The following is a 25,806-nucleotide window of genomic DNA, read 5'->3' on the forward strand; positions in this document are numbered from 1 at the left end:
TCCACTGACACGGCACAGCGCGAAAGCAAAGTGACGAGTTAGGTTGATTTGAAAGGATAAAAACTTCGGTTTCATCATCAAATCAACAGCGAAAAGAAAGTTTGAAAAAACACTTGACGCTGACAACAGGGTCTGTAGAATACGCAGCCCAAGCCAACGACCTAGCGTCCAACGGCGATGTTTGAAAAATCAACATCAACGCTCTTTAACAACTTAAACAAGAAATCTGTGTGGACATTCACAGGTATTGAGTTATTCGAAATTGCTTCTTCTTAGGAAGAGCAATCAAAAAATTTAAACTCAATGCAACGATGAATGTTCATAGTAATATGTACAAAAAGACTTTGTTAACTTCGGTTAATAAAGCAATCAGAATTCATTGAGCCGAAACCTTCGGGTTTCAAAAAAACTTTAATTGAAGAGTTTGATCATGGCTCAGATTGAACGCTGGCGGCAGGCCTAACACATGCAAGTCGAGCGGCAGCGGGAAGATAGCTTGCTATCTTTGCCGGCGAGCGGCGGACGGGTGAGTAATGCCTAGGGATCTGCCCAATCGAGGGGGATAACAGTTGGAAACGACTGCTAATACCGCATACGCCCTACGGGGGAAAGGAGGGGACCTTCGGGCCTTTCGCGATTGGATGAACCTAGGTGGGATTAGCTAGTTGGTGAGGTAATGGCTCACCAAGGCGACGATCCCTAGCTGTTCTGAGAGGATGATCAGCCACACTGGGACTGAGACACGGCCCAGACTCCTACGGGAGGCAGCAGTGGGGAATATTGCACAATGGGCGAAAGCCTGATGCAGCCATGCCGCGTGTGTGAAGAAGGCCTTCGGGTTGTAAAGCACTTTCAGTAGGGAGGAAAGGCAGTAGTTTAATAAACTATTGCTGTGACGTTACCTACAGAAGAAGGACCGGCTAACTCCGTGCCAGCAGCCGCGGTAATACGGAGGGTCCGAGCGTTAATCGGAATTACTGGGCGTAAAGCGTGCGCAGGCGGTTTTTTAAGCCAGATGTGAAAGCCCTGGGCTCAACCTAGGAATTGCATTTGGAACTGGGGAACTAGAGTCTTGTAGAGGGAGGTAGAATTTCAGGTGTAGCGGTGAAATGCGTAGATATCTGAAGGAATACCGGTGGCGAAGGCGGCCTCCTGGACAAAGACTGACGCTCATGCACGAAAGCGTGGGGAGCAAACAGGATTAGATACCCTGGTAGTCCACGCCGTAAACGATGTCTACTCGGAGTTTGGTGACTTAGTCACTGGGCTCCCAAGCTAACGCATTAAGTAGACCGCCTGGGGAGTACGGCCGCAAGGTTAAAACTCAAATGAATTGACGGGGGCCCGCACAAGCGGTGGAGCATGTGGTTTAATTCGATGCAACGCGAAGAACCTTACCTACTCTTGACATCCAGAGAATTCGCTAGAGATAGCTTAGTGCCTTCGGGAACTCTGAGACAGGTGCTGCATGGCTGTCGTCAGCTCGTGTTGTGAAATGTTGGGTTAAGTCCCGCAACGAGCGCAACCCCTATCCTTATTTGCCAGCGAGTTATGTCGGGAACTTTAGGGAGACTGCCGGTGATAAACCGGAGGAAGGTGGGGACGACGTCAAGTCATCATGGCCCTTACGAGTAGGGCTACACACGTGCTACAATGGCGTATACAGAGGGTTGCAAAGCCGCGAGGTGGAGCTAATCTCACAAAGTACGTCGTAGTCCGGATTGGAGTCTGCAACTCGACTCCATGAAGTCGGAATCGCTAGTAATCGTGAATCAGAATGTCACGGTGAATACGTTCCCGGGCCTTGTACACACCGCCCGTCACACCATGGGAGTGGGCTGCAAAAGAAGTGGGTAGTTTAACCTTCGGGAGAACGCTCACCACTTTGTGGTTCATGACTGGGGTGAAGTCGTAACAAGGTAGCCCTAGGGGAACCTGGGGCTGGATCACCTCCTTACCTATACGACTAACTCAATACCTAAAGTGCAGAGATGCATGTGAGTGTTCACACAGATTACTTGTTAATCTTCTTCGGAAGTAGAGTGAAACACACCGCTTGCCGGTTAAGTGTTGTTCTTTAACAATTTGGAAAGCTGATAGTACTAACTAAAGGCGCATAAATGATGATTCGTTGTCGTTTGTGTGATTACGTTAGTGCGAAAATAATATTGATGCGAAAGCATCAGTATCTTGAGTTCTCAAAACACTGTTTAAGTGTCTTGAATATTCTAAAAACTAAGGCGAGTCACACTTCCTGGTCGGGAGTGAGACAAGTAAAAACCAGCTAGTTGCGATACAGTCTGATTAGTTCATTCTCTTGTTTACAAGGGTTGTGAAACTCATTTGGGTTGTATGGTTAAGTGACTAAGCGTATACGGTGGATGCCTTGGCAGTCAGAGGCGATGAAGGACGTAATAACTTGCGAAAAGCGTTGGCGAGCTAGTAATAAGCATTTGAGCTAACGATATCCGAATGGGGAAACCCGGCCACATAAGTGGTCATCATACAGTGAATACATAGCTGTATGAGGCGAACCTGGGGAACTGAAACATCTAAGTACCCAGAGGAAAAGAAATCAACCGAGATTCCCCTAGTAGCGGCGAGCGAACGGGGATTAGCCCTTAAGTCTATGGGGTGTTAGTGGAATGAGTTGGAAAGCTCAGCGGCACAGGGTGATAGCCCCGTACATGAAAACTAACCATAGATGAAAACGAGTAAGGCGGGACACGTGACATCCTGTTTGAATATGGGGGGACCATCCTCCAAGGCTAAATACTCCTGACTGACCGATAGTGAACCAGTACCGTGAGGGAAAGGCGAAAAGAACCCCTGTGAGGGGAGTGAAATAGAACCTGAAACCGTATACGTACAAGCAGTGGGAGCGGTTCTTGAGACCGTGACTGCGTACCTTTTGTATAATGGGTCAGCGACTTACGTTTTGTAGCGAGGTTAAGCGAATAGCGGAGCCGTAGGGAAACCGAGTGTTAACTGCGCGTTTAGTTGCAAGGCGTAGACCCGAAACCGAGTGATCTAGCCATGGGCAGGTTGAAGGTTGAGTAACATCAACTGGAGGACCGAACCGACTTATGTTGAAAAATGAGCGGATGACTTGTGGCTGGGGGTGAAAGGCCAATCAAACTCGGAGATATCTGGTTCTCCTCGAAAGCTATTTAGGTAGCGCCTCGAGCGAATACCATTGGGGGTAGAGCACTGTTAAGGCTAGGGGGTCATCCCGACTTACCAACCCTTTGCAAACTCCGAATACCAATGAGTACTACTCGGGAGACAGACAGCGGGTGCTAACGTCCGTTGTCAAAAGGGAAACAACCCAGACCGTCAGCTAAGGTCCCAAAGTGTATGTTAAGTGGGAAACGATGTGGGAAGGCTTAGACAGCTAGGATGTTGGCTTAGAAGCAGCCATCATTTAAAGAAAGCGTAATAGCTCACTAGTCGAGTCGGCCTGCGCGGAAGATTTAACGGGGCTAAACATACCACCGAAGCTACGGGTTTGCAGTTTACTGCAAGCGGTAGAGGAGCGTTCTGTAAGCGGTTGAAGGTGAAGGGGTAACCCACACTGGACGTATCAGAAGTGCGAATGCTGACATGAGTAACGATAAAGGGAGTGAAAAACTCCCTCGCCGAAAGACCAAGGGTTCCTGTCCAACGTTAATCGGGGCAGGGTGAGTCGACCCCTAAGGTGAGGCCGAAAGGCGTAATCGATGGAAAACAGATTAATATTTCTGTACCTCTGCTAACTGCGATGGAGAGACGGAGAAGGCTAGGCTAGCGCGGCGTTGGTAGTCCGCGTTTAAGGTAGTAGGCGGTGTTCTTAGGCAAATCCGGGAACACGTACTTAAATGTACACGTTGAGAGCTGATGACGAGTCACTAAGGTGATGAAGTAGTTGATGCCATGCTTCCAGGAAAATCTTCTAAGCTTCAGGTTAGTAGGGATCGTACCCCAAACCGACACAGGTGGTCGGGTAGAGAATACCAAGGCGCTTGAGAGAACTCGGCTGAAGGAACTAGGCAAAATGGTACCGTAACTTCGGGAGAAGGTACGCTGCTGTTGGTGATGGGACTTGCTCCCTAAGCTGACGGCAGTCGCAGATACCAGGTGGCTGCAACTGTTTATCAAAAACACAGCACTGTGCAAAATCGCAAGATGACGTATACGGTGTGACGCCTGCCCGGTGCCGGAAGGTTAATTGATTGGGTTATCGCAAGAGAAGCTCATGATCGAAGCCCCGGTAAACGGCGGCCGTAACTATAACGGTCCTAAGGTAGCGAAATTCCTTGTCGGGTAAGTTCCGACCTGCACGAATGGCGTAATGATGGCCACGCTGTCTCCAGCCGAGACTCAGTGAAGTTGAAATTGCGGTGAAGATGCCGTATACCCGCGGCTAGACGGAAAGACCCCGTGAACCTTTACTATAGCTTGGCACTGAACATTGAACCTACATGTGTAGGATAGGTGGGAGACTTTGAAGCTTCGTCGCTAGATGGAGTGGAGTCAATCTTGAAATACCACCCTTGTAGTTTTGATGTTCTAACTCTGGCCCCTTATCGGGGTTGAGGACAGTGCCTGGTGGGTAGTTTGACTGGGGCGGTCTCCTCCCAAAGAGTAACGGAGGAGCACGAAGGTTGGCTAAGTACGGTCGGACATCGTACGGTTAGTGCAATGGCATAAGCCAGCTTAACTGCGAGACATACACGTCGAGCAGGTACGAAAGTAGGTCATAGTGATCCGGTGGTTCTGAATGGAAGGGCCATCGCTCAACGGATAAAAGGTACTCCGGGGATAACAGGCTGATACCGCCCAAGAGTTCATATCGACGGCGGTGTTTGGCACCTCGATGTCGGCTCATCACATCCTGGGGCTGAAGTCGGTCCCAAGGGTATGGCTGTTCGCCATTTAAAGTGGTACGCGAGCTGGGTTCAGAACGTCGTGAGACAGTTCGGTCCCTATCTGCCGTGGGCGTTGGATGATTGAGGGGAGCTGCTCCTAGTACGAGAGGACCGGAGTGGACGAACCGCTGGTGTTCGGGTTGTCATGCCAATGGCATTGCCCGGTAGCTACGTTCGGAATCGATAACCGCTGAAAGCATCTAAGCGGGAAGCGAGCCCCAAGATGAGTCATCCCTAGAGCTTTAAGCTCTCTAAAGGGCCGTAGGAGACTACTACGTTGATAGGCAAGGTGTGTAAGCGTTGTGAGGCGTTGAGCTAACTTGTACTAATGACCCGTGAGGCTTAACCATACAACCCAGATGGGTTTTACTGATACGACTTAGTATTAGAATGGGACGCTTAAATAGTGTGACGAGACTCAAACTCCGATAAAGCAATCAGCTTTCCGAATTATTATTTAATGCTAGCTAAATAGCGTTAGATAACCAAATTTGTCTGGAAACCATAGAGCTGTGGCACCACCTGATCCCATTCCGAACTCAGAAGTGAAACACAGTATCGCCGATGGTAGTGTGGGGTCTCCCCATGTGAGAGTAGGTCATTTCCAGGCGCCAAATAAAACAGCAAGGCCACTCTAATTGAGTGGCCTTTTTGTTTTGTGTCGAAAAATTATTCTTGAGCATAAGTCATACAATTTACATTAAACATAGTGTGGCCGATATGCCCATGTGAGAATAGGTCATTTCCAGGCGCCTAATTTACTCGAAAGAGTAGTGATAAGCCCGTTACTAACGTAACGGGCTTTTTTACGTTTGAGATTTGAGCATGTCATTTGAGCATAGTATTAGTGTGGCCGATATGCCCATGTGAGAGTAGGTCATTTCCAGGCGCCAAATTTACTCGCAAGAGTAGTGATAAGCTCGTTACTAACGTAACGGGCTTTTTTACGTTTGAGAGTTGAGCATGTCATTTCCAGGCGCCCAATTTACTCGTAAGTGTAATGATAAGCCCGTTACTAATGTAACGGGCTTTTTTACATCTATGATTTCTGGTTAACATCAATCAATCATATTAGAGAATGTCAGTGATGTGGTGAATATAAGGATATACGCTTATTTAGAAAAATTTATGCTTATCGTTTGTATTTTGTGTATTTTTTCGAGCAATATAGAATGTTATTCAACTGAAATAGACATAGGCTTTAAACTAAAAATCTATAATGTTTCTAATTAAGTTCAAATTCGATAGCTATTATAGTTAAATTCCGGTTATTAATTTTTATTATTATTCGCGTTATAATAAATTATTATTGGTGTCGAAAGCTGTTAATAAACAATAACTTTATCACCTATATTTACAATAAAAACCCTAACTATTTCTTTACTTGTTATAAGCTTTGCCGCTAGCATGTGGAATGCTTTACTGATTTGGATATCATTTGTTTAACATACGGAATTTGTCGCTCACATTTATTATTCCATTTTGTATCTTGTCTATGCACCTAGCCATGGTATTTGGAGGATATTACTATGAGTATTCTGATCTCAAGCGGCAGCTTGCTGAAGAGCAGACTGAGCAGTTAAAAAAAGATCTATTTCGTATGCGGCATGTCATCGAGTCATCAGTACAAGCGCAAGATTTTAGCCGTATCGATCAAGAGGTAGCTCTGATTTCTACTGATATGAGTATGATGGTCTATGTTATCTTGGATCCTAGCCGCACTATTCATTTTGCAAATCATATTATTTGGCGTGAGAGTGATGCGAGTAATGTGCTCGAAGGTTACTCTAACGCAATCCATAAAAGCGTGATTCAATCCAATAAACCCTATTTTCAAGTCAATTTCGACCGGTTATCGATCCAGGGCTATTATCCTATAACCGATAACAATCGATTTAGCTACGCGCAATCTGTTGAATTGATATATCTCGAGTATGATATTTCTGGGATGATCTCCCAAATATCGGATTCCCTTTTTAATAGGACGGTTCAAATATGGGGAGTTGGTTCATTATTTCTTATTGCTTTTTGTGCCTTACTCTACTGGTTTTGGATTCATCCCTTAAGCCGCTTAAGTCTTAGAGCGAAAAATATTGATACCTCTGATTTTCAGCGCGGAATTATTTGTTCTTCGCTTGAGGTTGCATCACTCAGAGATTACTTGGTGCAAGTAAGTGGTAAGCTCAAGCGTAACCAAAAACGATTAAACGATGCTGAGCAGAGGTGGCTATTTTCTGTTGAAGGTGTGCGTAATGGCATATGGGACTGGAATATTACTACTGGCAGTGTTTATGTTTCAGACCGCTGGAAGGATATGCTGGGCTATCAGTCTTATGAGTTGGATAGTGATTATTCTGTTTGGGAGTCTCGACTTCACCGTGAAGAAAAAGCAGATGTATTAAATGCGTTACAAAAATATATTGATGGCAAAACTACTGAATATGAGAGCGTTCATAGATTAAGGCATAAAGATGGTAAACATATTTGGGTGTTGGATAGAGGGAAAATAGTCGAATGGGATCAACAGGGTAAACCGGTTCGAATTATTGGTACCATCACGGATGTATCAGGCGATGTGAAAGTTCAAAAAACGGAGTCTGATAAGGATAAACAAGCTCATACAGGCTTAATTGATTTAGTTAATCGTGAAGCATTGGCTGATTCCTTATACGATTTGCAAGTTCATAGTCGGAAGGTTAACCAGTTTTCTGTTATTTTATTGATAAATCTAGATAATTTTGCTGTTTTAAATGATGCCTTAGGTGCTGAGTTAGGTGATCGATTATTGATGAAAATTGCCGCTAGGTTATCAAGCGCTTTTTCATCAGCAGATTTTGTTGCCCGTTTAGGGGCTGATGAGTTTATTTTACTGGCTAAAAACTTTGGTAATGAAGTCGGCCACGCTAATAAACGAGCCTTGGCTTTGGCTAGCGAGGTCAGGCAGTTAATTGGGAGAAGCTTTTCTGTTGCCGAACAAGAGCTTTCTATTTCAGCCCGTGTCGGAGTTGTAGTATGTGATGGTGTTGAGTCACTTGAGCCTCAAACTCTACTCGGTAGGGCTGATAATGCTCTTGAACATGCCAAAGAGCCAAGATCAAATGGCTGTTCTATTTATCATCCACAACTTGATCATAGTCAAATACAACCTTTTAAATTAAGTCACGAGTTGAAAGTTGCACTAGCGCAAGAGCAGCTAAATTTAGTGTATCAGCCTGTTGTTGATGATGATGGTCATGTAATGAGTGTTGAAGTTTTACCACGTTGGTATCACCAACAGCATGGTTTTATTAGTCCGCGTAAATTTATAGAGGCTGCAGAATTATCGGATTTCATATTTGAATTAGAGCTTTGGATCCTTGAGAAGACATGTCAAGTGTTGCATCAGTTGCAATCATTAGGAGTGCCGACACCTATCATGTCTTTAAATATATCCTCGCGTCACTTCCATCAAGAACATTTTGTAAGTGTGGTATTAAACCGCATTCAAAGCAGTAAGGTGAATCCGAGTAAATTGCAGTTTGAGTTAAATGAGGATGTTTTCTCTGTTAATGCCGAATTGGTTAAAGAAAAAATTATTACGCTTCAAAATATGGGTCTTAATGTTGCTTTAGATAATTTTGGTTCGGGCTTATGTTCGCTGAATCAACTGCAAGGCGTGAGTTTTTCACAGGTTAAATTAGCGGCTTGTTATGTTGTAGAGGATAAGCAAGATCCTAGTTCACAAATATTGTTATGTGCGTTAGTTGAATTAGCCTCTCGCTTGGATTATCAGGTTATTGCTAAGCAAGTCGAAACTAAATCACAGCTTAGTAATTTAATTCACGCTAAATGTAATGGCTTCCAGGGATACATTTTCAGCCGTCCTTTAAGTGAGGTCGATATTATTCAATTAGTTAAGTCTCAGCTGTCTTTGAGTGTTGTTTAATAAAGTTGATAGCATGGCTTAATGCTTTATTCCTTAGTTTATCGCTTTCGATAAAGACCTCATGATAAGCACCTTGGATGACGACCTTATGACATTGTGCACTCAGTGCGTTGTCCTGTGATTGATTCGTGACAATCGTATCTTCACTTGCCTGTAAAATGAGGATTGGTGTTGGTGAACTTTTGGCTAATTCTGCACAACTCTCTGCTGCATTAATGGCTTCAATCAACCAATGGTTGGTCGGTGAGCCAAGTTGTAATTGAGGATGTTTTTTATAACATTCTCTATAGTGTTCATACCTGTGCTTACTGTGTGTTAAATAGTTACTGATAAAGGGAGCTGGATTATAGTCTGTGCCACCAAGAACATAGTTACTAGTGACTTTACCTTCAACCGTTATTGCCGATGTCTTATCAAGACGTTTGGCTAACCATAACACCATCTTGGTATTAAACGGTAAGGCTATACCAAACATAGGTGCTGACAATACCGCACTATCAAAAATAGTTGGATGTTTATGCAAATAATGTGTGGCGATTGCGCCGCCCATTGAGTGTGCCATGATTGATAGAGAATGATGATTTGTTGGTTGGACAATATGTTCGATAAAATGGGAGAAGTCATCGATATAGTCCTCAAACTTTCCTACGTAACCTTGATGCGGCTGCTGCGTTAGTCTATCAGAAAGTCCTTGACCACGGTGATCGAGGGCAAAGATGCTGTAGCCTTGCTGAAATAAATCAAAAATCAATTCTTGGTATTTTATATATGATTCTACTCTACCATTACTAATAACAATGGCCTGTTTGGTGTCTGGTTGCAGCACCTGACAGTAGGCAATATTAACGCCGTCTTTACGACTAAAATGGCTTTGCTCAACACTTTGCCAAAAACGTTGCTGTTCTGGTGTATTGAGTTTTTTTTCAGACGAGAATTTTTTATAAATCATAAGGTCGCAGAGTTGTTTTCCTGGTGAGTCGATAGTATTTCATCATAGCGTATTTACCCCGCTATAACAGCGGGGTAAACAGTAAAGGCTAGCTTAATTTTTGAGCAATATATGCATCTATCATTTGCTCTAGAATAGGCATCGGCACTGAACCATTTTCTAAGATGGCATCATGAAACTCTCTGATATTGAATTTTTCACCTAAAGTGTTTTCTGCTTTTGCGCGTAAACGTTTAATGGTTAGCTCACCGATTTTATACGAGAGCGCTTGCCCTGGCCAAGAGATGTAGCGATCAATTTCGGTGTTAACGTTATGCATAGATAAAGCAGTATTACCGGCCATAAAATCCACAGCTTGTTGGCGGCTCCACCCTTTAGCATGCATACCAGTATCAACCACCAGTCTTGCTGCACGCCACATTTCATAGGTTAATCGGCCAAAGTTACTGTAAGGGTCTTGATAAAAACCAGCTTCAAGGCCTAAGTATTCTGAATACAAACCCCAGCCTTCACCAAAAGCAGAAATATAGCTATAGCGCCTAAAGTTAGGTAAATCGGTCAGCTCTTTATTTAATGAAATTTGTAGGTGATGTCCCGGAACTGCTTCATGTAAGGTTAACGCTTCCATTTCATATAGAGGACGTTTATCTAACGCATATGTGTTTACCCAGTAATATCCCGGTTGATCATCCCTATCTGAACCCGCGTATCTTCCTGTTGTGTACTTAGGTGCAATTTCAGCTGGTACAGGCGCAATCCCATAGGGCGTTCTAGGGAGTTTACCAAAATACTTAGGTAACATTGCATCGGCTTTTTTAGCAATATATGCCGCTTCTTTTAATAATTCTTCTGCGGTTTTAGGATAAAACTGTGGGTCAGTACGTAGAAAATGTAAAAACTCTGCAAATGTGCCTTTATAGCCAACGTTCGTAATCACTTGTTCCATTTCAGTTTTTATTCTGGCGACTTCTGTTAACCCAAGTTGATGTACTTCCTCTGCCGTCATTGGCAGCGTAGTGTAGTATTCGACTCGGTTTTGATAAAATGCAGGCCCATCAGGTAAGGCTGAGGCAGCGATTTGTTGCCTTGCATTGGGAATGTACTCTTGGGTCATGAAGTCGTAGAAATCTTGATAAACTGGCAACACTTTTTCTGAAATTGCTATTTTACCTTGTTGAGTGAACTGGTTCTTCTGTGTTTCAGTAAAATGGCTCGGGAAGGTAGTAAACGGTTTGAAGTAACCACTTTGCTCAACGGGAACGATAAAGGCGCTAATGCTATCTTCAAAGCCGATAAGCGTCACTTTTGCTGGGGTAATACCTGCCGCTAAACCTTGTTTTAACCAAAATGTTTGTTGTGCGAAATAGGCTGGCAGTGCGGCCAGTTTATCTAAGTAATGCTGATAATCATCTGCAGTGTTGAAAGGTGATGTTGCCATACTGGCAATGTAAGCATGGAAGCCGCTTTCTGCCGTGATAGGCAGATAATGATCTTTGAATGCATACATATCAACTTGGTTTTGTAGTTGGTCTTGCAAAATTTTAGCGTTGATGATTTCATCTTTTGATAACTTGCTTTTATCAAGCGACTTTAACGTATTCAGAATTTGCTGTGTTTGTTTATTTTGTTCTGATAGTGACTCGGGTGATAAATCAGGCAGTTGTCCAGCAGTACGTTTGTTACCTAAGCTAGCAGCAAGTTCTGGTGAGTATGCTAAATTTAATTGCCATGCATTAGTAATTATTGAGTCTAAAGTAGCGTTGTGAGTGGGTGCTTTGATATTTTGTTTATTGTCTGTTGTTTGTTTTTGAGTGGTGTCGCCTAGATAATAATAGGCTTTTGAACCTGTGGTTGTTTTACATCCAGTGATAGAAAGTAATATCAATACAGGTAGAATGAGCTTACGCATATGAATCCCTTTAATAGACAATAAATTACAAATATCATTATTGCATCACAACATAACAATTCAACTTCAATCATGCTAGTTGATTCAACACAATTATTTGTTACCGATTGTGCATCTTTGGTGATTTCTTGCGTCACTTTTTATTCATGCATGTTAAACTTCGGTTACTGGGTGTTCTAAAAATAGAAAACACATTTAGCCTAGAAAATTAATAGGGGTTACGAATGATAGATAAATCGATTCCGCTGGTTGATTTGCATCGCCATTTGGATGGAAATGTTCGTGTTCAAACCATATGGGAGCTCGGCCACAAACATGGCATAGTTCTGCCTGCTGATTCATTAGAAACCTTAGCGCCATTTGTGCAAATTCAAGGTAAAGAGAACAGCCTGGTCGCTTTTTTAAAGAAGCTCGACTGGATGGTTGCAGTGCTAGCTGATTTAGATGCGGTAAAGCGTGTCGCCTACGAAAACGTAGTAGATGCTAAAGTATCCGGCTTAGATTATGCCGAACTACGTTTTAGCCCGTATTACATGGCGATGAACCATAATCTACCTATCGAGGCCGTAGTTGAAGCTGTGATTGATGGCGTTGCTGCGGGCACTAAAGAGCACGACGTTAAAATCAACTTGATTGGCATTATGTCGCGCTCATTCGGCCAAGAAAAATGCCGTTTGGAGCTAGAAGGTTTACTGGCCCATAAAGATAAAATTGTCGCGATTGATTTAGCCGGCGATGAGCTAGGATTTCCGGGGGATTTATTCACAGAACACTTCAAGCGTGTTCGTGATGCTGGTTTACAGATCACTGCCCATGCTGGTGAAGCGGCAGGTCCTGAAAGCATGTGGCAAGCTATTGAAGTGTTAGGTGCGACTCGTATTGGCCATGGTGTTAATGCTATTCGTGATCCTAAATTGATGGAGTATCTGGCTAAGCATCGTATTGGTATTGAGTCATGCCCAACCAGTAACCTGCATACTTCGACTATTGCTGATTATGATTCTCACCCCTTTATGCAGTTCTTCAATTCTGATGTGTTAATTGGTTTGAATACGGATGATCCTGGGGTAAGTAACATCGATATCAATCATGAATATCGTGTTGCTAAATCTGAAATGGGTTTGACGGATGAGCAATTATCGCAAGTTCAACGCAATGGCGTTGAAATGGCGTTTATGTCAGATAGTGAACGCAAAGCATTATATGCATCAAAAGCCTAATGCTTTTGATGCTGATTAAAAAAGCCAGCAGATGCTGGCTTTTTTGTTGTGACTATTGCACATTTTTAAGCGTAAAGAATTAAATCACCCGAGAGAACTGTTGTTGACGTGCTTTTTGGCGATAATAAACGTCGAAGCACATACATATGTTACGGATTAACAAATGACCCGTAGGGCTGACGGTTAAACGGCGATCTGTAATATCGACTAGCTTGTCGTCTAAAAATGCCTGTAGCAACTTTAAATCTTCAGCGAAATAATCTTCAAACACGATATCAAATTTTTGCTCAATTTTTGCCATATCTAGGTCAAAGTGACAGATGATTTGCTTGATCACCGCACGACGAATTTCATCATCACGATTTAAGCTACAGCCTTTCCATAAAGCATGACCTTGTTGATCAATCGCTTCGTAGTAAGGGCGGATATCTTTTTGGTTTTGGGCATAACAATCACCAATTTGGCTGATTGAAGATACACCTAAGCCAAGTAAGTCACACTCTTCCTGGGTGGTATAACCCTGGAAGTTGCGGTGTAATTTACCGGCATTTTGCAGTTTAGCTAGTTCATCATCTGGCTTTGCAAAATGATCCATTCCGATAAATTGATAACCTGCGCCAGTTAATGATTCAATGGTTTGTTGCAGCATGTTCAATTTTTGCTGTGGAGACGGCATATCAACATCTTTAATTTTACGCTGCGCAGCAAAACGCGACGGTAAATGCGCATAATTAAATACCGATAAACGGTCTGGTGATAGCTCAATTATGCGTGCAATGGTTTGTGCAAATGTTTCAGGCGTTTGTAATGGTAAACCGTAAATTAAATCCACGTTTGTAGAAACAAAACCTAACTCTTTTGCTCTGGCAATAAAGTCGAAAATAAATTGCTCGTCCTGTTCACGATTCACCGCAACTTGAACGTCTTTATTGAAATCCTGTACACCAATTGAAACCCGGTTAAAACCAGCTTCTTTTAAGGTATCCAGCATGCTGAGTTCAATTTCACGCGGATCAACTTCAATTGAATATTCACCAACCTCAGCAAAGGTAAAGTGTTGTTTAATTAATGTGGTTAAATGCAATATTTGTTCTGGTTTCAAGAAGGTTGGTGTACCACCGCCCCAATGCATTTGGGTGACAGTGTAATGTTTAAATAACGGTGCGCGTTTAATAATTTCAGCTGCTAAATATTCAATATATTGATCGGCTTTGTGCGAATGACGAGTAATGACTTTATTACAACCGCAGTAATAACAAAGCTTGGCACAGAATGGAATATGAACATATAAAGATAGCTTATCGCTTTTACTGCCCTCAATCGCCGACAGTAAATTTTGTTCAGTAAAGCTGTCATCAAATTCTAATGCTGTCGGGTAAGACGTATAACGTGGACCGCTGTAGTTATATTTCTCGATCATTGACTGATCCCAACCAGTTTGTGTGGGCTGCTCCAAGACGTGTACTCCGATAGTAAATTAGCAATAGACGAATTATGCAGGTTTACCGGGGCAATAACTTTGATCTAGGTTGTAAATTTGATGTTTGAATGTGATAGGCGCTGCAATAACGTATTTTTTACAGCGGTAAATACTGCTAATTCATTTCATTTAACGAGTATTGCTTGATGCTATTTTAAAGTGTTGTTGACCTAAATCTCGCCCTTTTCCGTCAAATCGTGTTTCATAAAAATCGATATGGCCGTGTTTATCTTTGAGGATAATAGTGGTTGAACGGGTACCATATTGTGGGTGTTGAATAAAGATAGAAGATAAATGGCGCTCCCACTCTAAGTCTAGGCCTGTGTTAGGGAGTAAGTTGTCAGCAGGTTGTGTGGTATCTTTCATAAAGCGCTGTAATTCATTAATGCTAATGTTATCGGCTTGCGCAATATACGACTGCAAAGCTTGTTGACCTAACGCCATTTTGGGCCACACATCATCCATATCACCATTACAAACAGCATGAAAGCCTTGAGTTAACTGTGTGGTAGCAGCGCTACGACTATTGAAGCAATGAAGGGTATTTTCATGTTCAAAAACTAGGTTGAATGGATTGTAATTTTGGCTATGTGCTTGCAACCATTGTGAGGTTATAGGCCAGTGGGGAGACTGTGAGTGAGGAGATGTTAGTGCGTTGATAACCAGTTCACCCCTTGAGCGCACTCCATCCCGAAGGTCTTGAGTGCGTAAATTCGTCAGGCCAGCAAATTGGCCAGCTTGATTTACACCAAGCCAGGTTCCACCGGCTTGTAAATCTTTACCCGCCAGTATGTTTTGATCTGGAGGCCAAAACTGTGCAGGTTGAGTGGCGCGATGATGAAACTCATCTCTATTAGCACAAATGATTAAAGGATATTGAGGATGGCTTTCGATAGCGAAAAATAAAATACACATAAATTTCTCCTGTCATTTTTGCTGTTGCTAGCCGTTAGCCGACTCTAATCATTAGTGATGGTGATGAGAATGTCCACCGCGTTGTTTATGGCTATGCTGATGATCGGGTTTAAGATTTGCGATCATGCGGCTTAAAAATTTTCTTGGACCTAAACGCAGTAAGCTTGCGCCAAATAGTAAACTGATTACCACTAAGCTTAATATATTGATTGATTCTGGCAGTTGAAGCACATAACTAGAGGTTAACGCGACTTGGTCTGCCACAATAAAGGCGCTCAGTAACACTCCGCCCAGCATTAACCCTTGTTTCCAGGTCATTAATTTCAGCTGTGCGATATTGATAACCGGTGCCGCAAGTAAGCTAAATGCTACCGCGACCTGATTCCATCCGCTATAAAATAACGCTAATGCTAAAATAGCCGCTCCTAGATTACAAAAACGCATCGGAATAAAGACGAGTAGCAGAATAAACACCTGCAATGCAGGGTTTTCTAGGGGGACCGATGGGTGACCAATTAAATTGGCTAATATTAAGCTTAATATGATCCAGGGTGCACTGCGGTCGACTAAATGAGCGAAGCCAAATCGCAATGCAGAGTTGGGTAATTGTAAATGTGGATCGGTTAATGGGATTTTACTTAACGTCAGTAAACCACCAATAACGGCTAAACCGATAATTTGATATAGCGCAAACCAGGGGCCTAATAACGCCAGAGTAATAATTAAGGACTCAGGACCAGCTAGTCGTTGTAACCATCGTAACGCGAGATTTTTATGTTGAGGTTGTAGTCCTAATTTGAATCTTAGCGCTGCAAATAAATAACTTAATAGTAATACAGGTGAGATCGTTAATAGCCAGCTAACAAACTGCTCTACACCGTGAGCGTGGTTATGGTCTGAATGTGCCTGGCTGCCAGTATCCAGTAACAGCAAAAGCGCTAATAAGCCTAAACCAAGCAAACTGCCGATGCCCGCCTGGTATTGGTATTTGCCTTGTTTATCTGTGGAGTGTTCACCATGGGGCTGATGCAGCACCACATGCAAAATTGAACCTGTCACAAAAGCTTGTAAATAAACGGTATTTTCAATACTTAGTTGATGAAGTAGTTGTTCGCCAGCAAAATAACCTACCGCGGTTAATGCCATCATGGCAATCAAAACGACACTTGCCCAGCGAGTGCCAACCTGTGGTTTGAGTAACCACCAAATCGCTAATCCTACCGGTAGTCGATGTAATATCACCCCTAAAGCAAGCAGCGGAGAATTACCTTGCTGTTGCGACAACACCATAGCGCCACCGTCGGTGATGGTATGCAGCAGCAAACCCGCAATACCCAGAGTTAGCGTTATGTTGTGGGTGATCTCTGAATAGCGATGGAAAATACGTTCACTTGCGGTGGGCCCCCACAAGCCTAATACCACGAAAAGCAAGGTAATAAATCCACCGTGCTCCAATAGCTCTGGCAAAATATGGATGAGCACCAGCCCGCCTAAAGAGACGAATATAAAACCATCTAGACCTTTTTGTAATCCGCTGCCAGAAGAAAAGTAGCGGTAAAATAAAGGGCCAAATAATAAAGCGATACAACTAGCGGCTAAATAGAGCATGGGTTCCAAGCATAAATTGACAAAAAACGCAGCAGTATAGCATTTTTGTACTCTTATGTAGCTAGCGTGCAGGCATAGATGTGTAAATTACAATGGCCTGAGATAAAGGAGTTAGGCTGTAGGGTTCGTGAATCAATAAATTTGTGCTGCTTCAGGTGAGAAAAACTAATTCATTGGCTAAAAAATAATAGCGCATTTTCTCGCATCCATAAGTGACGGATTAGGTATACAATATGAGCTATTGTATTGGCTAACTAAATAGATTGTGACTTATGGATATTTTTTCTGCTGCGGTGATGTTGTTTTTAATTATGGATCCTTTAGGTAATCTGCCTATTTTTGCATCGATTTTACGCCATATTGATCCCAAGAAACGTCGCCGGGTATTAATTCGTGAATTGCTTATTGCGTTAGTGATCATGTTGCTGTTTTTGTATGCCGGTGAAGCCATTCTTAACTTCTTAAATCTGCGTTCAGAGTCGGTCAGCATTGCGGGTGGAATAATTTTATTTCTGATTGCGATAAAAATGATTTTTCCTCAGCCTGGCGGTGTTGTCGGCTTAGCTGCAGGGGAAGAACCCTTTATTGTGCCTATGGCTATTCCGCTTATGGCCGGACCGTCTATTTTGGCAGCATTGATATTATTGGCTCATACAGATAGTAGTAGAATGACTGATTGGACTATCGCCCTTGTTTCAGCTTGGGGATTAAGCGCATTTATTCTGATGTTTTATAAAGTGTTCACTCGTGTGTTGGGCGAAAAAGGCTTAACGGCTGTAGAGCGTTTAATGGGGATGGTGCTGGTGATGATTTCAGTGCAAATGTTCTTAGATGGTATTTCAAGCTACATGAACACACTGGCGCAATAACCTATCGTTTTTAGTCACTTTCTTATTTAATCTTTTTCGTTTTAGATTTTCTACGGCAGCCGAAATTGGCTGCCGTTTTTGTTCTTTCTGCCAATATTTAAATCGTTAACAATGCGGTATACCAAAGGTTACAGCAAAATCGGTGATGTTTTACACGCTCAAACTTATTTGAACATTAATTCGTAAAAATGAGGGGCTTTTTGTTTGTACGCTAGCGGTAACAACTGTTAATCTTACGTGAATACTCTAGGGGTAAACCGAATGGAATTCACTAAAATTGCATTATTGCTAAGCATCGCATTGATGTTTGGTTGCCAAGCTAATGAAGCAAATCAACAAGCAGAGAATATTACCTCAGCAGAAGTTAGCCAACCAACAACTGTGGGATGTGGTGCCATGCCACCTATTCGAGATAAATCAAAAATTGCCGATAATTTACGTAAACAAGGTTTGATAACCACGTCCATGAACCAACAAGAAATTGACCAAGTTGTTGCAGATTACATCAGCAAACGCCAAAAGCCGTTTGCTAAATGCCCCAAACCGCTGACACACAAGCCTAGCGATAACTAAGGAAAGATATCGATGAACAATACTACAAAATTACCGTTAGCCGCAGCGTTAGGCTTATTGCTGACGATAGGTGCTTCAGGCTCTATTGCTGCGCCAATAAAAGGCTCTCCAGCAGATGGCGGCGTGATTAATAAAGAACAAGTACTTTACTGGTTAATCAAGCGCGGCGAAGTCGCAGAAGATGCCACTGAAGAAGCTAAAAACTCAGCTGTTGATGCATTTATTGCCCGTGGATTAAAGTCTTCATTTACGCCGTCTAAATTTGAGCTTAAGACTGAAGCTTCAATAAAAGCAAGCAAAGTTAAGCAAGCTAGAATGGAGATGCAGTCAGCAGTTATGTTGGCGGATGAGGATATCACTAAAACCGTTAAGGTATTAGGCGTGCTGGTGGACTTCCCAGACCTTCGCCATAATGATAATCGTCTAGCGAGTGCTGATACAGATATGTTCTATAGCAGCTATCCAGTATCACATTATCAAAACCTCCTTTTTTCAACTTCAGGCTTTACTGGCCCAGATGCTAATCCGGCAACGTTACAATCAGCATACCAATATTTTAAAGCGGCATCAGGTCAGTCATTTACCTTCAGTGGCAATGTGATTAATTGGGTTACCGCAGACAACAATGCCGCATACTATGGCGGTAATGATGCTGATAACGATGATAATGATAGCGCCGTGCCTGAACTGGTAAAAGAAGCGGTCGTTAAAGCGATTACCGGTATGTCGGATGCAGAGTTAGCGACTTATGATATCGAAGACCCATATGATTTGGACGGTGACGGTAATACCGAGGAAGCTGATGGAATAATCGATCACATCATGCTATTTCACTCTAGCGTGGGTGAGGAAGCGGGTGGTGGTGTGCTAGGTACCGACGCTATTTGGTCGCATCGTTTCTTTGTTAATACCGATACCGAGGGATACAAAATCCCTGGCCGGAACATGAAGATTTACGGTTATACGGTACAACCTATTGATGCCGCTGCCGGCGTGTGTACGCACGAGTTTGGCCATGATTTAGGGCTACCAGATGAATATGATACCAGTAATATAGGCGATGGTTCACCTGTGGGGTCTTGGTCTTTAATGTCTGGTGGTAGCTGGACCGGCAATATTGCAGGGAGTGAACCTACAGGTTTTAGCCCTTATGCTCGCTCATATTTACAACAAAAATATAAGGGTAAATGGGTTAAAGAGCAGGAAGTGGCTTTATCAAGTATCGATGAATCAGGCTTAAGTGTTAATTTAGCCCATGCGGTAGATGCCAATAATGTAAACCAAATTTCAATACCTTTACCTATTAGCCCCGTTGAGTTTACCGCGCCTTATGCGGGAGAGTACCAATATTACTCTGGCCAAGGTGATGATATTAATCAACAAATGTCGTTTAATCTCACCCTGCCTAGTGCAACACCTTTATCGTTAGCTTTCCAAGCGCATTGGAGTATAGAAGACGATTATGATTATATGCAGCTTAAAGTGAACGGTGTTGCTATTGCGGGTAATTACACTAAAGCCAGTAACCCACTTTACGGCTCGGTTAAGCATTATATTAGTGGTAAGTCGAGTGATATAGGCGCAGCTACTGGTGCAAACTCATGGATAAAGTTGAGCTATGATCTGGCAGATTTTGCCGGAAAAAATGTGACTATTTCGATGCATTATGTAACCGATACCGCAGAAGGTGACTATGGTTTTGTTGTTGATGAACTAGAGCTTACTAACAATATCAGCGTGATATATAACGATGATGCTGAAACAGCTTCTAAAATGATATTGAATGGCTTCAGTCGAGTAGATGATACACGTCCAGGCAAGGCCAGCCGCTACATCGTTCAACTAAGAAGTCATCAAGGCATTGATAAAGGTTTAGTCAGCCATGGCTATATTCCGGGAGTATTAGTGTGGTTAGAAAACTTTAATCAGGCTGATAACAATGTTTCAAATCATCCAGGTGAAGGATTAATTGGTGTAATCGATGCCGATCAAAACTTGATTGGGCAGAGTGCGACAGATACACAAATCCGTGATGCCGCGTTTAGCCAATTTGTTCAGTCAAGCTATCCAGGTGACAATCATTTATCTGCCAATAGCATGTTTGATGACAGTAACGATTACAGTGCCCCCCTTAAGCCTCAGGCGGGGATCCAGTTAACCGAACTTGGCTTAACAATGGAAGTGACGGCGCAATCAGCCAATAGCACTTCAGCTACGGTAGAATTTAAGCGTTCAAGCACGATTGTATTACCTCCCAGCCCATTGAGCGGTGATATTGTTACTAGCTTAAATGGTGCTACTGTAAGTTTTAATGCCGACATAAATGGAGGTGATGGTAATTACCAATACACTTGGACTTTTGGTGATAATCTTGGTTCCAGCAGTGTCGTTGCACCTAGCTATACTTATGCCTTATCGGGTGATTATGTTGTGAAGTTAACGGTTACAGATGGTGAAGGGAATAAGCTTGAGGTTGCTAAAACCGTTAGAGTCGTGATTTTACCTATCGCAGCTTTCAGTGCTTCAGCGACAAACTTGGTGCTTAGCATAACCAATAATTCTAGTAATGGTTTTGGTGGTTTGACTTATGTGTGGCAGTTTGGTGATGGTAATAACAGCACTGCAACTAGCCCAACCCATACCTATGCTCAAGCAGGAACCTACACGATTACGTTAGTGGCGACAGATACACTTGGTAATACTCAAACGGTGACTAAGGCAATAACAGTCTCGTCACCAGTGGTGATCACACCACCAGTGGTTACTCCTCCGGCCGATTCTGGTGGCGGTGGTAGCTTAGGATGGCTAAGTTTATTTGCGTTGGCTCTCTGTGGAGTGCGCCGCAGAATTTAATCTGAGTCGTAACCCTAATCGCATGACAAAAAATACCGCCTAATCTAGGCGGTATTTTTTTATCTTTTCCGCTGCAGCAGGTAAAAATATTTCACTTACGATAAGCTCAGATGTGCCAATATGGAAGTATCGACGACGGCCCCAAAGCGTGTCGTCAACAGGTTGAGATAAGCTGGTGGCAAGTTGCGCTAAACGGCCACAGGTTTCAAACGCTGCAACTTCAATTTTTCCCGGTATGATCTCGTTATGGGTAAATAACAGTTCGCCTAATGGTCTGTTGCCCAGGTGAATAAAGTCGTACAAGGTATTATCTAATAATGCTTGTGGAATTAAGGTGCGGGCGAAAACCCAAGGAATATCGTCTAGACTGAGTAATACTTCACGCACCCAAACGGGTTCTGACTGGCTTGGAAGCTCATTTGGTAAAGGAGACAACAAATGTTCACCTAAAACCGTAACGGAGAAGTTGTTACAATGTTTTTTTAATTTTTCGGTTAAACTGCCTGTGGCTAATAACCAGTTTTTAAGCGGTGTGTGGGGAAGTGAGGCGGCTTTTTCAGGTGAATACCATAAAATTGATTCACCATAAGGAAAGCTATTACTGGTCACATTCATCAAAAACTCGTTACAATATACCTAGACCCGAGCAGTTTACCATGCTCAACAAGATGAAATACACAAAAGCGGCTATCTGCTTATTAATCACTCAAGGAGAGCATCACACTATGCAAAAATTTGTTTCAGCATGCATGCTACTGCTGTTAGTTGCATTTAACGTCCAAAGTGCTGATGAAATCAGTGAAGAATATGCTTACTATGGCTTTGAGCCTGAAATCGTCACCAATTATATTTCTAACCGTAAGAAACTCGGTTTTGTTCGTATTAATGTTGAGCTAATGGTGAAAAATCCGGCTGATCTGGTAAGCATTGAGCGCCATGATCCATTATTGCGTGCCGCCATTGTAGAAATATTAGGTAATCAGGCGGAAGATAAAGTTAAATCATTATCAGGCCGTGATGAAATTCGCCGAGAATGCTATGAGATGGTCAATCGTCTATTAGAGCAAGAAACCGGCCGCTCGCTGGTGGTTAACTTATTGTTTACGAAATATCTGTACGATTAATGGCAGTAAAATCATCTATGCAGGGCAAAACGTGCCCTGCTAAATCTTCGACTAGCAAATCCGGTGATAGTAAGTCTCTTCACCCCCGTAATCTGCATAATCAGGACTATGACTTTACCTCGTTGGTTGCTGTATTACCCAAATTGTCCCAGTTTGTCCGCCCCAATCCCTATGGTAATATCTCAATCGATTTTGCCAATCCCGAAGCAGTAAAAACCTTAAATACCGCACTGCTAAAGCTACATTATCATATAGATAAATGGGATATTCCTGCAGGTTTCCTGTGTCCCCCTATTCCTGGGCGGGTAGATTATTTGCATTATATTGCTGATTTATTGGCGCTAAAGGGCAAAGTGCCAAAAGGGGCAAAAATACACGCTCTTGATATTGGTACCGGAGCAAATGGCATTTATCCTTTGCTTGGTATTCAATGTTATGGCTGGCAATTTACCGCATCAGATATCGATGCAAAATCATTAAGTAATGTCGCAGCAATTTGCAGCCATAACCCTGCGTTAACCTCAAAGCTTAAATTGGTACAACAAACCGATGCTAAGGCGATATTTAAAGGGGTGATTAACGCAAGTGATCGTATTGATATCACTTTATGTAATCCACCATTCCATCAATCTTTAGATGATGCCATGGCGGGAAGCCAACGCAAGCTGTCGAATTTAGCCGCAAATCGCGCTAAAAAGCATTCAGTTGTTAATGCTCAAGCGGACAAGTTAGCATTAAATTTTGGTGGCCAAAAAGCCGAGTTATGGTGTGAAGGTGGCGAGATCCAGTTTTTGCGCAACATGATTACCGAAAGCTGCCAGTTTAAACATCAAGTGTTATGGTTCAGTTCTCTCGTGTCTAAGTCTGATAACCTTAAACCATGTTATAAACTGCTTGAAGAATGCGGCGCAGAGACAATCAATACCATTGATATGCGTCAAGGTAATAAACAAACCCGTATTCTAGTGTGGAGTTATTTAAGCCCATCATTAAGAGAGCAATGGGCTAAGTTTCGTTTATAATAGTTCTATTCGAAAGCATAATTGATCAGCAAGTTTATATGTTCTAACGCCTGTGCAGGTTCAACGTTGGGCTAATTTATTACTGTTGATTGCTATGGCTACTTCATATCAAACACAATATTCTCTACCCCATGGTAAACCAAAAAGTGACGGCCTTTGGCGCGGGCGATAAGGGTTATTCCTAGTTGCTGCGCCAGCTCTAATCCCATCTGTGTGACACCGCTACGAGATAACAAAATGGGAATGCCCATTTTGGCCACTTTGATGATCATCTCTGAGGTTAACCTGCCTGTGGTGTAGAAAATTTTATCATCACCGTTTTGCTGATCCATCCACATGTCCCCAGCCAATGTATCAACGGCATTATGGCGGCCAACATCTTCTACAAACGCAAGAATATTATCATCTTGGCAAATACCGCAGCCATGTACCGCACCAGCATTTTTGTAAGTTTCGTTATAGGCGTTGATGTTGTTCAATAAGCTGTAAATGATCGACTGCTTTAGTAATGGTGCAGATAAATGAATTTCATCTAAACCTTGTAAAAAACTGCCATAAACCGTGCCTTGCCCGCAGCCCGATGTCACCGTTTTTTCAGATAATTTAGCCGCTAAGTCATCGATGTTTTCCGTAGTGATCACCGCAGCAGAACTGACGTCCCAATCGACAATAACAGATTCTAATAAACTGATATTGCTAATAAAACCTTGGTTTTTTAAATAGCCCAAGGTTAATGATTCAGGCTTAGCGCCTAGCGTCATTAGCGTCACTATGGGTTGCCAATTCAAGTAGACCGTAAGCGGTCGCTCACAAGCAACAAATTTATCTAATGCTTCACCCCGTTCGTTATATGCCACAACGGGCAAGGTGAGGGGGACTTCAGTTTGGGTTTTGATAAATTTGATAGCTGATTTACGGGCAGATAAGTGCTCAGTCGATTGGGTCATAAGCAAGGTTTACCTTATAGGTTATTGGCTTAAATCATCTATCAAATACCGCAACCATAAATATATTGTTAGCAGCAATAATAAAAATCTATTGTTTAAGAATATCAATTTTTCTCATTTCGGCATGCAGATGTTTAGCGTTGCGTGATCCAGCGCATGTTTTGCTCAATCGAGCTATCAAAGCGTGTACTTATGTCCTACTTTTTAAATGCAGCTAGGACAATTTGTCTACCTGTTAGTGGACTTTTGAGACCCACTTCAAATTTATCCCTATAAAACATATTGGCATTGTTATTGCTGTATACAGGGTAACTATAGGGTATTTATCGCGCGCGACTGGCATTAATTAAGTGTTAAGCAACACAAAGGTGAAGCACCGTATGCAACATACCGAAAGCGTTTGGCCAATGTATGTCTCGTTAAAAAAAGTGACTAAGCAAGTCGGTCGCTGGACAACTACATGCTGGCAAATGGACCAAATGGTGCCTGCTACTCAGCCCGCCCCTAAAGGCGCGATATTAATCTTACTTGAGTTGCATCGTGATCAGCGTGGCAGTTATCGAATAAATCTTGATATGGACAATGCCATGATCTACATCGTTTGTGATGAACTTTCTGATGGAACTTGGGTACCGGCAATGATTTCTGCTGACCAAAATGTCGGCGCAGCGTGTTTAGAGTCCGATACGCCAGTATTTAACGTGTTGATGCCTAAAGCCATCGCATGTTGGATTGAAGCCTTTATTACCCGCCATGGTGAAGTTGAAATTAGTGCCCATCGTCGCAAGCATGTTAATCGTCGCAACAACGACGGGCCAAGTGCAAATCGCCCAGGAAAAATGCAATGAGTGATTTGTTAAGCCGTTGGAATCAGCGCCGCGAACAAGTTGCCAAAGAGGCTGAACAGCCAGATATTGCTCAAAATGTCGAAACAACGTTGGAGGCAGAAGAAGACTTAAATCAAGCAGACTCAAATCTTAATGTAGAAGACGCTAATGCACTTTCAGTGCAAGAGTTACCCGATCCTGATTCGATTGAAGTGGGTGGTAGTTTTGCTAGTTTTATGGCCAAAAATGTTGATCCAGCAACTAAAGCCGCCGCATTAAAAGCACTTTGGAAGCAGCCACAATATGGTCACATTGACGGTTTGCTGGAATACGCACTTGATTATACCAATCAACCCAAATTATCGGCTGAAGTGTCAGCAGAGCTTGCAAAGAAAATATTTAAACACGTTATTGAAAAAGAAGAGTCACCCGAGGATGAACTGCTTGAAACAGCTCAGTCTGATGAGCTGAATGATTCAAGTGACCAAAAAACAGATAGGGTTAGTTCAGAAACTCAAGATACAAGCAGTACCGATTTGGAAAATGTCGATGCTAACCAAGCATTAGTTTTAATGGAAGTGCAGTCTGATGAACAGCAATTCCATTCTTTTACTGGTGATGCGGTAAAAGTTAGCTAATTGGGGGGCGCTAATAATTAACGATTAGCAATCAATATCG

Annotated in this window: 16 protein-coding genes and 3 rRNA genes; 12 read left to right on the forward strand and 7 right to left on the reverse strand. The window is 42.7% G+C overall.

Features of this window, described 5'->3' with window-relative positions; translation table 11 throughout:
• The first annotated feature begins 412 nt into the window (after positions 1-412).
• The 4 genes from ACRWQM_RS00005 (at position 413) to ACRWQM_RS00020 (ending at position 8,832) form a co-directional block, all read left to right on the forward strand.
• Positions 413-1,957 (forward strand): 16S ribosomal RNA (locus tag ACRWQM_RS00005).
• A gap of 397 nt (positions 1,958-2,354) precedes the next feature.
• Positions 2,355-5,257, forward strand: a 23S ribosomal RNA gene (locus tag ACRWQM_RS00010).
• Positions 5,258-5,401: 144 nt separating this feature from the next.
• Positions 5,402-5,517 (forward strand): 5S ribosomal RNA (rrf, locus tag ACRWQM_RS00015).
• The 16S, 23S and 5S rRNA genes sit together here, the layout of an rRNA operon.
• 897 nt (positions 5,518-6,414) lie before the next feature.
• Positions 6,415-8,832: a putative bifunctional diguanylate cyclase/phosphodiesterase gene (locus ACRWQM_RS00020; RefSeq protein WP_434930841.1), complete on the forward strand. Its 2,418-nt coding sequence runs from the start codon at positions 6,415-6,417 to the stop codon at positions 8,830-8,832.
• Here ACRWQM_RS00020 and ACRWQM_RS00025 read toward each other — a convergent pair.
• Together ACRWQM_RS00025 and ACRWQM_RS00030 are read right to left on the reverse strand one after the other, a co-directional pair.
• Positions 8,801-9,781 (reverse strand): alpha/beta fold hydrolase, encoded by a 981-nt coding sequence (locus ACRWQM_RS00025; RefSeq protein WP_434930842.1) that lies wholly within the window; start codon positions 9,779-9,781, stop codon positions 8,801-8,803. The genes ACRWQM_RS00020 and ACRWQM_RS00025 overlap by 32 nt on opposite strands.
• An 88-nt stretch (positions 9,782-9,869) precedes the next feature.
• Positions 9,870-11,690, reverse strand: coding sequence for a DUF885 domain-containing protein (locus tag ACRWQM_RS00030; RefSeq protein ID WP_434930843.1), 1,821 nt, complete (start codon positions 11,688-11,690; stop codon positions 9,870-9,872).
• 224 nt (positions 11,691-11,914) lie between these two features.
• Here ACRWQM_RS00030 and add point away from each other — a divergent pair, with 224 nt between their 5' ends.
• Positions 11,915-12,910 carry an adenosine deaminase gene (gene add, locus ACRWQM_RS00035; protein ID WP_434927635.1) on the forward strand — a complete coding sequence of 332 codons (996 nt, stop codon included), beginning with the start codon at positions 11,915-11,917 and terminating at the stop codon, positions 12,908-12,910.
• A gap of 79 nt (positions 12,911-12,989) precedes the next feature.
• On the opposite strand, the gene hemN is transcribed toward add, so the two are convergent.
• The 3 genes from hemN to ACRWQM_RS00050 all read right to left on the reverse strand — a co-directional run bounded on the left by hemN (position 12,990) and on the right by ACRWQM_RS00050 (position 16,913).
• Complete coding sequence (gene hemN / locus ACRWQM_RS00040; protein ID WP_434930844.1) at positions 12,990-14,330, reverse strand: oxygen-independent coproporphyrinogen III oxidase; 1,341 nt, start codon at positions 14,328-14,330, stop codon at positions 12,990-12,992.
• Between the two features lie 189 nt (positions 14,331-14,519).
• The gene (locus ACRWQM_RS00045; RefSeq protein WP_434930845.1) at positions 14,520-15,305 is read right to left on the reverse strand and encodes an NRDE family protein; all 786 of its coding nucleotides are present in this window, start codon (positions 15,303-15,305) and stop codon (positions 14,520-14,522) included.
• Positions 15,306-15,356: 51 nt separating this feature from the next.
• Complete coding sequence (locus ACRWQM_RS00050; protein ID WP_434930846.1) at positions 15,357-16,913, reverse strand: metal transporter; 1,557 nt, start codon at positions 16,911-16,913, stop codon at positions 15,357-15,359.
• Between the two features lie 272 nt (positions 16,914-17,185).
• On the opposite strand from ACRWQM_RS00050, the gene ACRWQM_RS00055 reads away from it, so the two are divergent.
• The 3 genes from ACRWQM_RS00055 to ACRWQM_RS00065 all read left to right on the forward strand — a co-directional run bounded on the left by ACRWQM_RS00055 (position 17,186) and on the right by ACRWQM_RS00065 (position 21,208).
• Positions 17,186-17,782, forward strand: a complete 597-nt coding sequence (locus tag ACRWQM_RS00055; RefSeq protein ID WP_226412348.1) for a YhgN family NAAT transporter — start codon at positions 17,186-17,188, stop codon at positions 17,780-17,782.
• A 261-nt stretch (positions 17,783-18,043) separates the two neighbouring features.
• Positions 18,044-18,355 (forward strand): hypothetical protein, encoded by a 312-nt coding sequence (locus tag ACRWQM_RS00060; RefSeq protein WP_434927630.1) that lies wholly within the window; start codon positions 18,044-18,046, stop codon positions 18,353-18,355.
• A gap of 12 nt (positions 18,356-18,367) precedes the next feature.
• Positions 18,368-21,208: an immune inhibitor A domain-containing protein gene (locus tag ACRWQM_RS00065; RefSeq protein ID WP_434930847.1), complete on the forward strand. Its 2,841-nt coding sequence runs from the start codon at positions 18,368-18,370 to the stop codon at positions 21,206-21,208.
• A 39-nt stretch (positions 21,209-21,247) separates the two neighbouring features.
• On the opposite strand, the gene ACRWQM_RS00070 is transcribed toward ACRWQM_RS00065, so the two are convergent.
• Positions 21,248-21,823, reverse strand: coding sequence for a chorismate--pyruvate lyase family protein (locus ACRWQM_RS00070; RefSeq protein ID WP_434930848.1), 576 nt, complete (start codon positions 21,821-21,823; stop codon positions 21,248-21,250).
• A gap of 110 nt (positions 21,824-21,933) precedes the next feature.
• Between ACRWQM_RS00070 and ACRWQM_RS00075 the strand changes: the two genes are divergently transcribed.
• Both ACRWQM_RS00075 and rlmF read left to right on the forward strand, forming a co-directional pair.
• Positions 21,934-22,332 (forward strand): flagellar basal body-associated protein FliL, encoded by a 399-nt coding sequence (locus ACRWQM_RS00075; protein WP_434927627.1) that lies wholly within the window; start codon positions 21,934-21,936, stop codon positions 22,330-22,332.
• Positions 22,332-23,354 carry a 23S rRNA (adenine(1618)-N(6))-methyltransferase RlmF gene (rlmF, locus tag ACRWQM_RS00080; RefSeq protein WP_434930849.1) on the forward strand — a complete coding sequence of 341 codons (1,023 nt, stop codon included), beginning with the start codon at positions 22,332-22,334 and terminating at the stop codon, positions 23,352-23,354. Before ACRWQM_RS00075 ends, rlmF begins: the two co-directional genes overlap by 1 nt.
• Before the next feature lie 98 nt (positions 23,355-23,452).
• On the opposite strand, the gene ACRWQM_RS00085 is transcribed toward rlmF, so the two are convergent.
• Positions 23,453-24,301, reverse strand: coding sequence for a formate dehydrogenase accessory sulfurtransferase FdhD (locus tag ACRWQM_RS00085; protein WP_434930850.1), 849 nt, complete (start codon positions 24,299-24,301; stop codon positions 23,453-23,455).
• 380 nt (positions 24,302-24,681) lie between these two features.
• Here ACRWQM_RS00085 and ACRWQM_RS00090 point away from each other — a divergent pair, with 380 nt between their 5' ends.
• Positions 24,682-25,149, forward strand: a complete 468-nt coding sequence (locus tag ACRWQM_RS00090) for a DUF3305 domain-containing protein (RefSeq protein WP_434927624.1) — start codon at positions 24,682-24,684, stop codon at positions 25,147-25,149.
• Entirely contained in the window at positions 25,146-25,766 is a 621-nt protein-coding gene (locus ACRWQM_RS00095) for a DUF3306 domain-containing protein (protein ID WP_434927623.1), read from the forward strand. The genes ACRWQM_RS00090 and ACRWQM_RS00095 overlap by 4 nt, the downstream gene beginning before the upstream one ends.
• The last annotated feature ends 40 nt before the right edge of the window (positions 25,767-25,806 follow it).

It is taken from the genome of Shewanella sp. HL-SH5 (assembly GCF_051163755.1).
GTDB classification, from domain to species: Bacteria; Pseudomonadota; Gammaproteobacteria; order Enterobacterales; family Shewanellaceae; genus Shewanella; species Shewanella glacialimarina.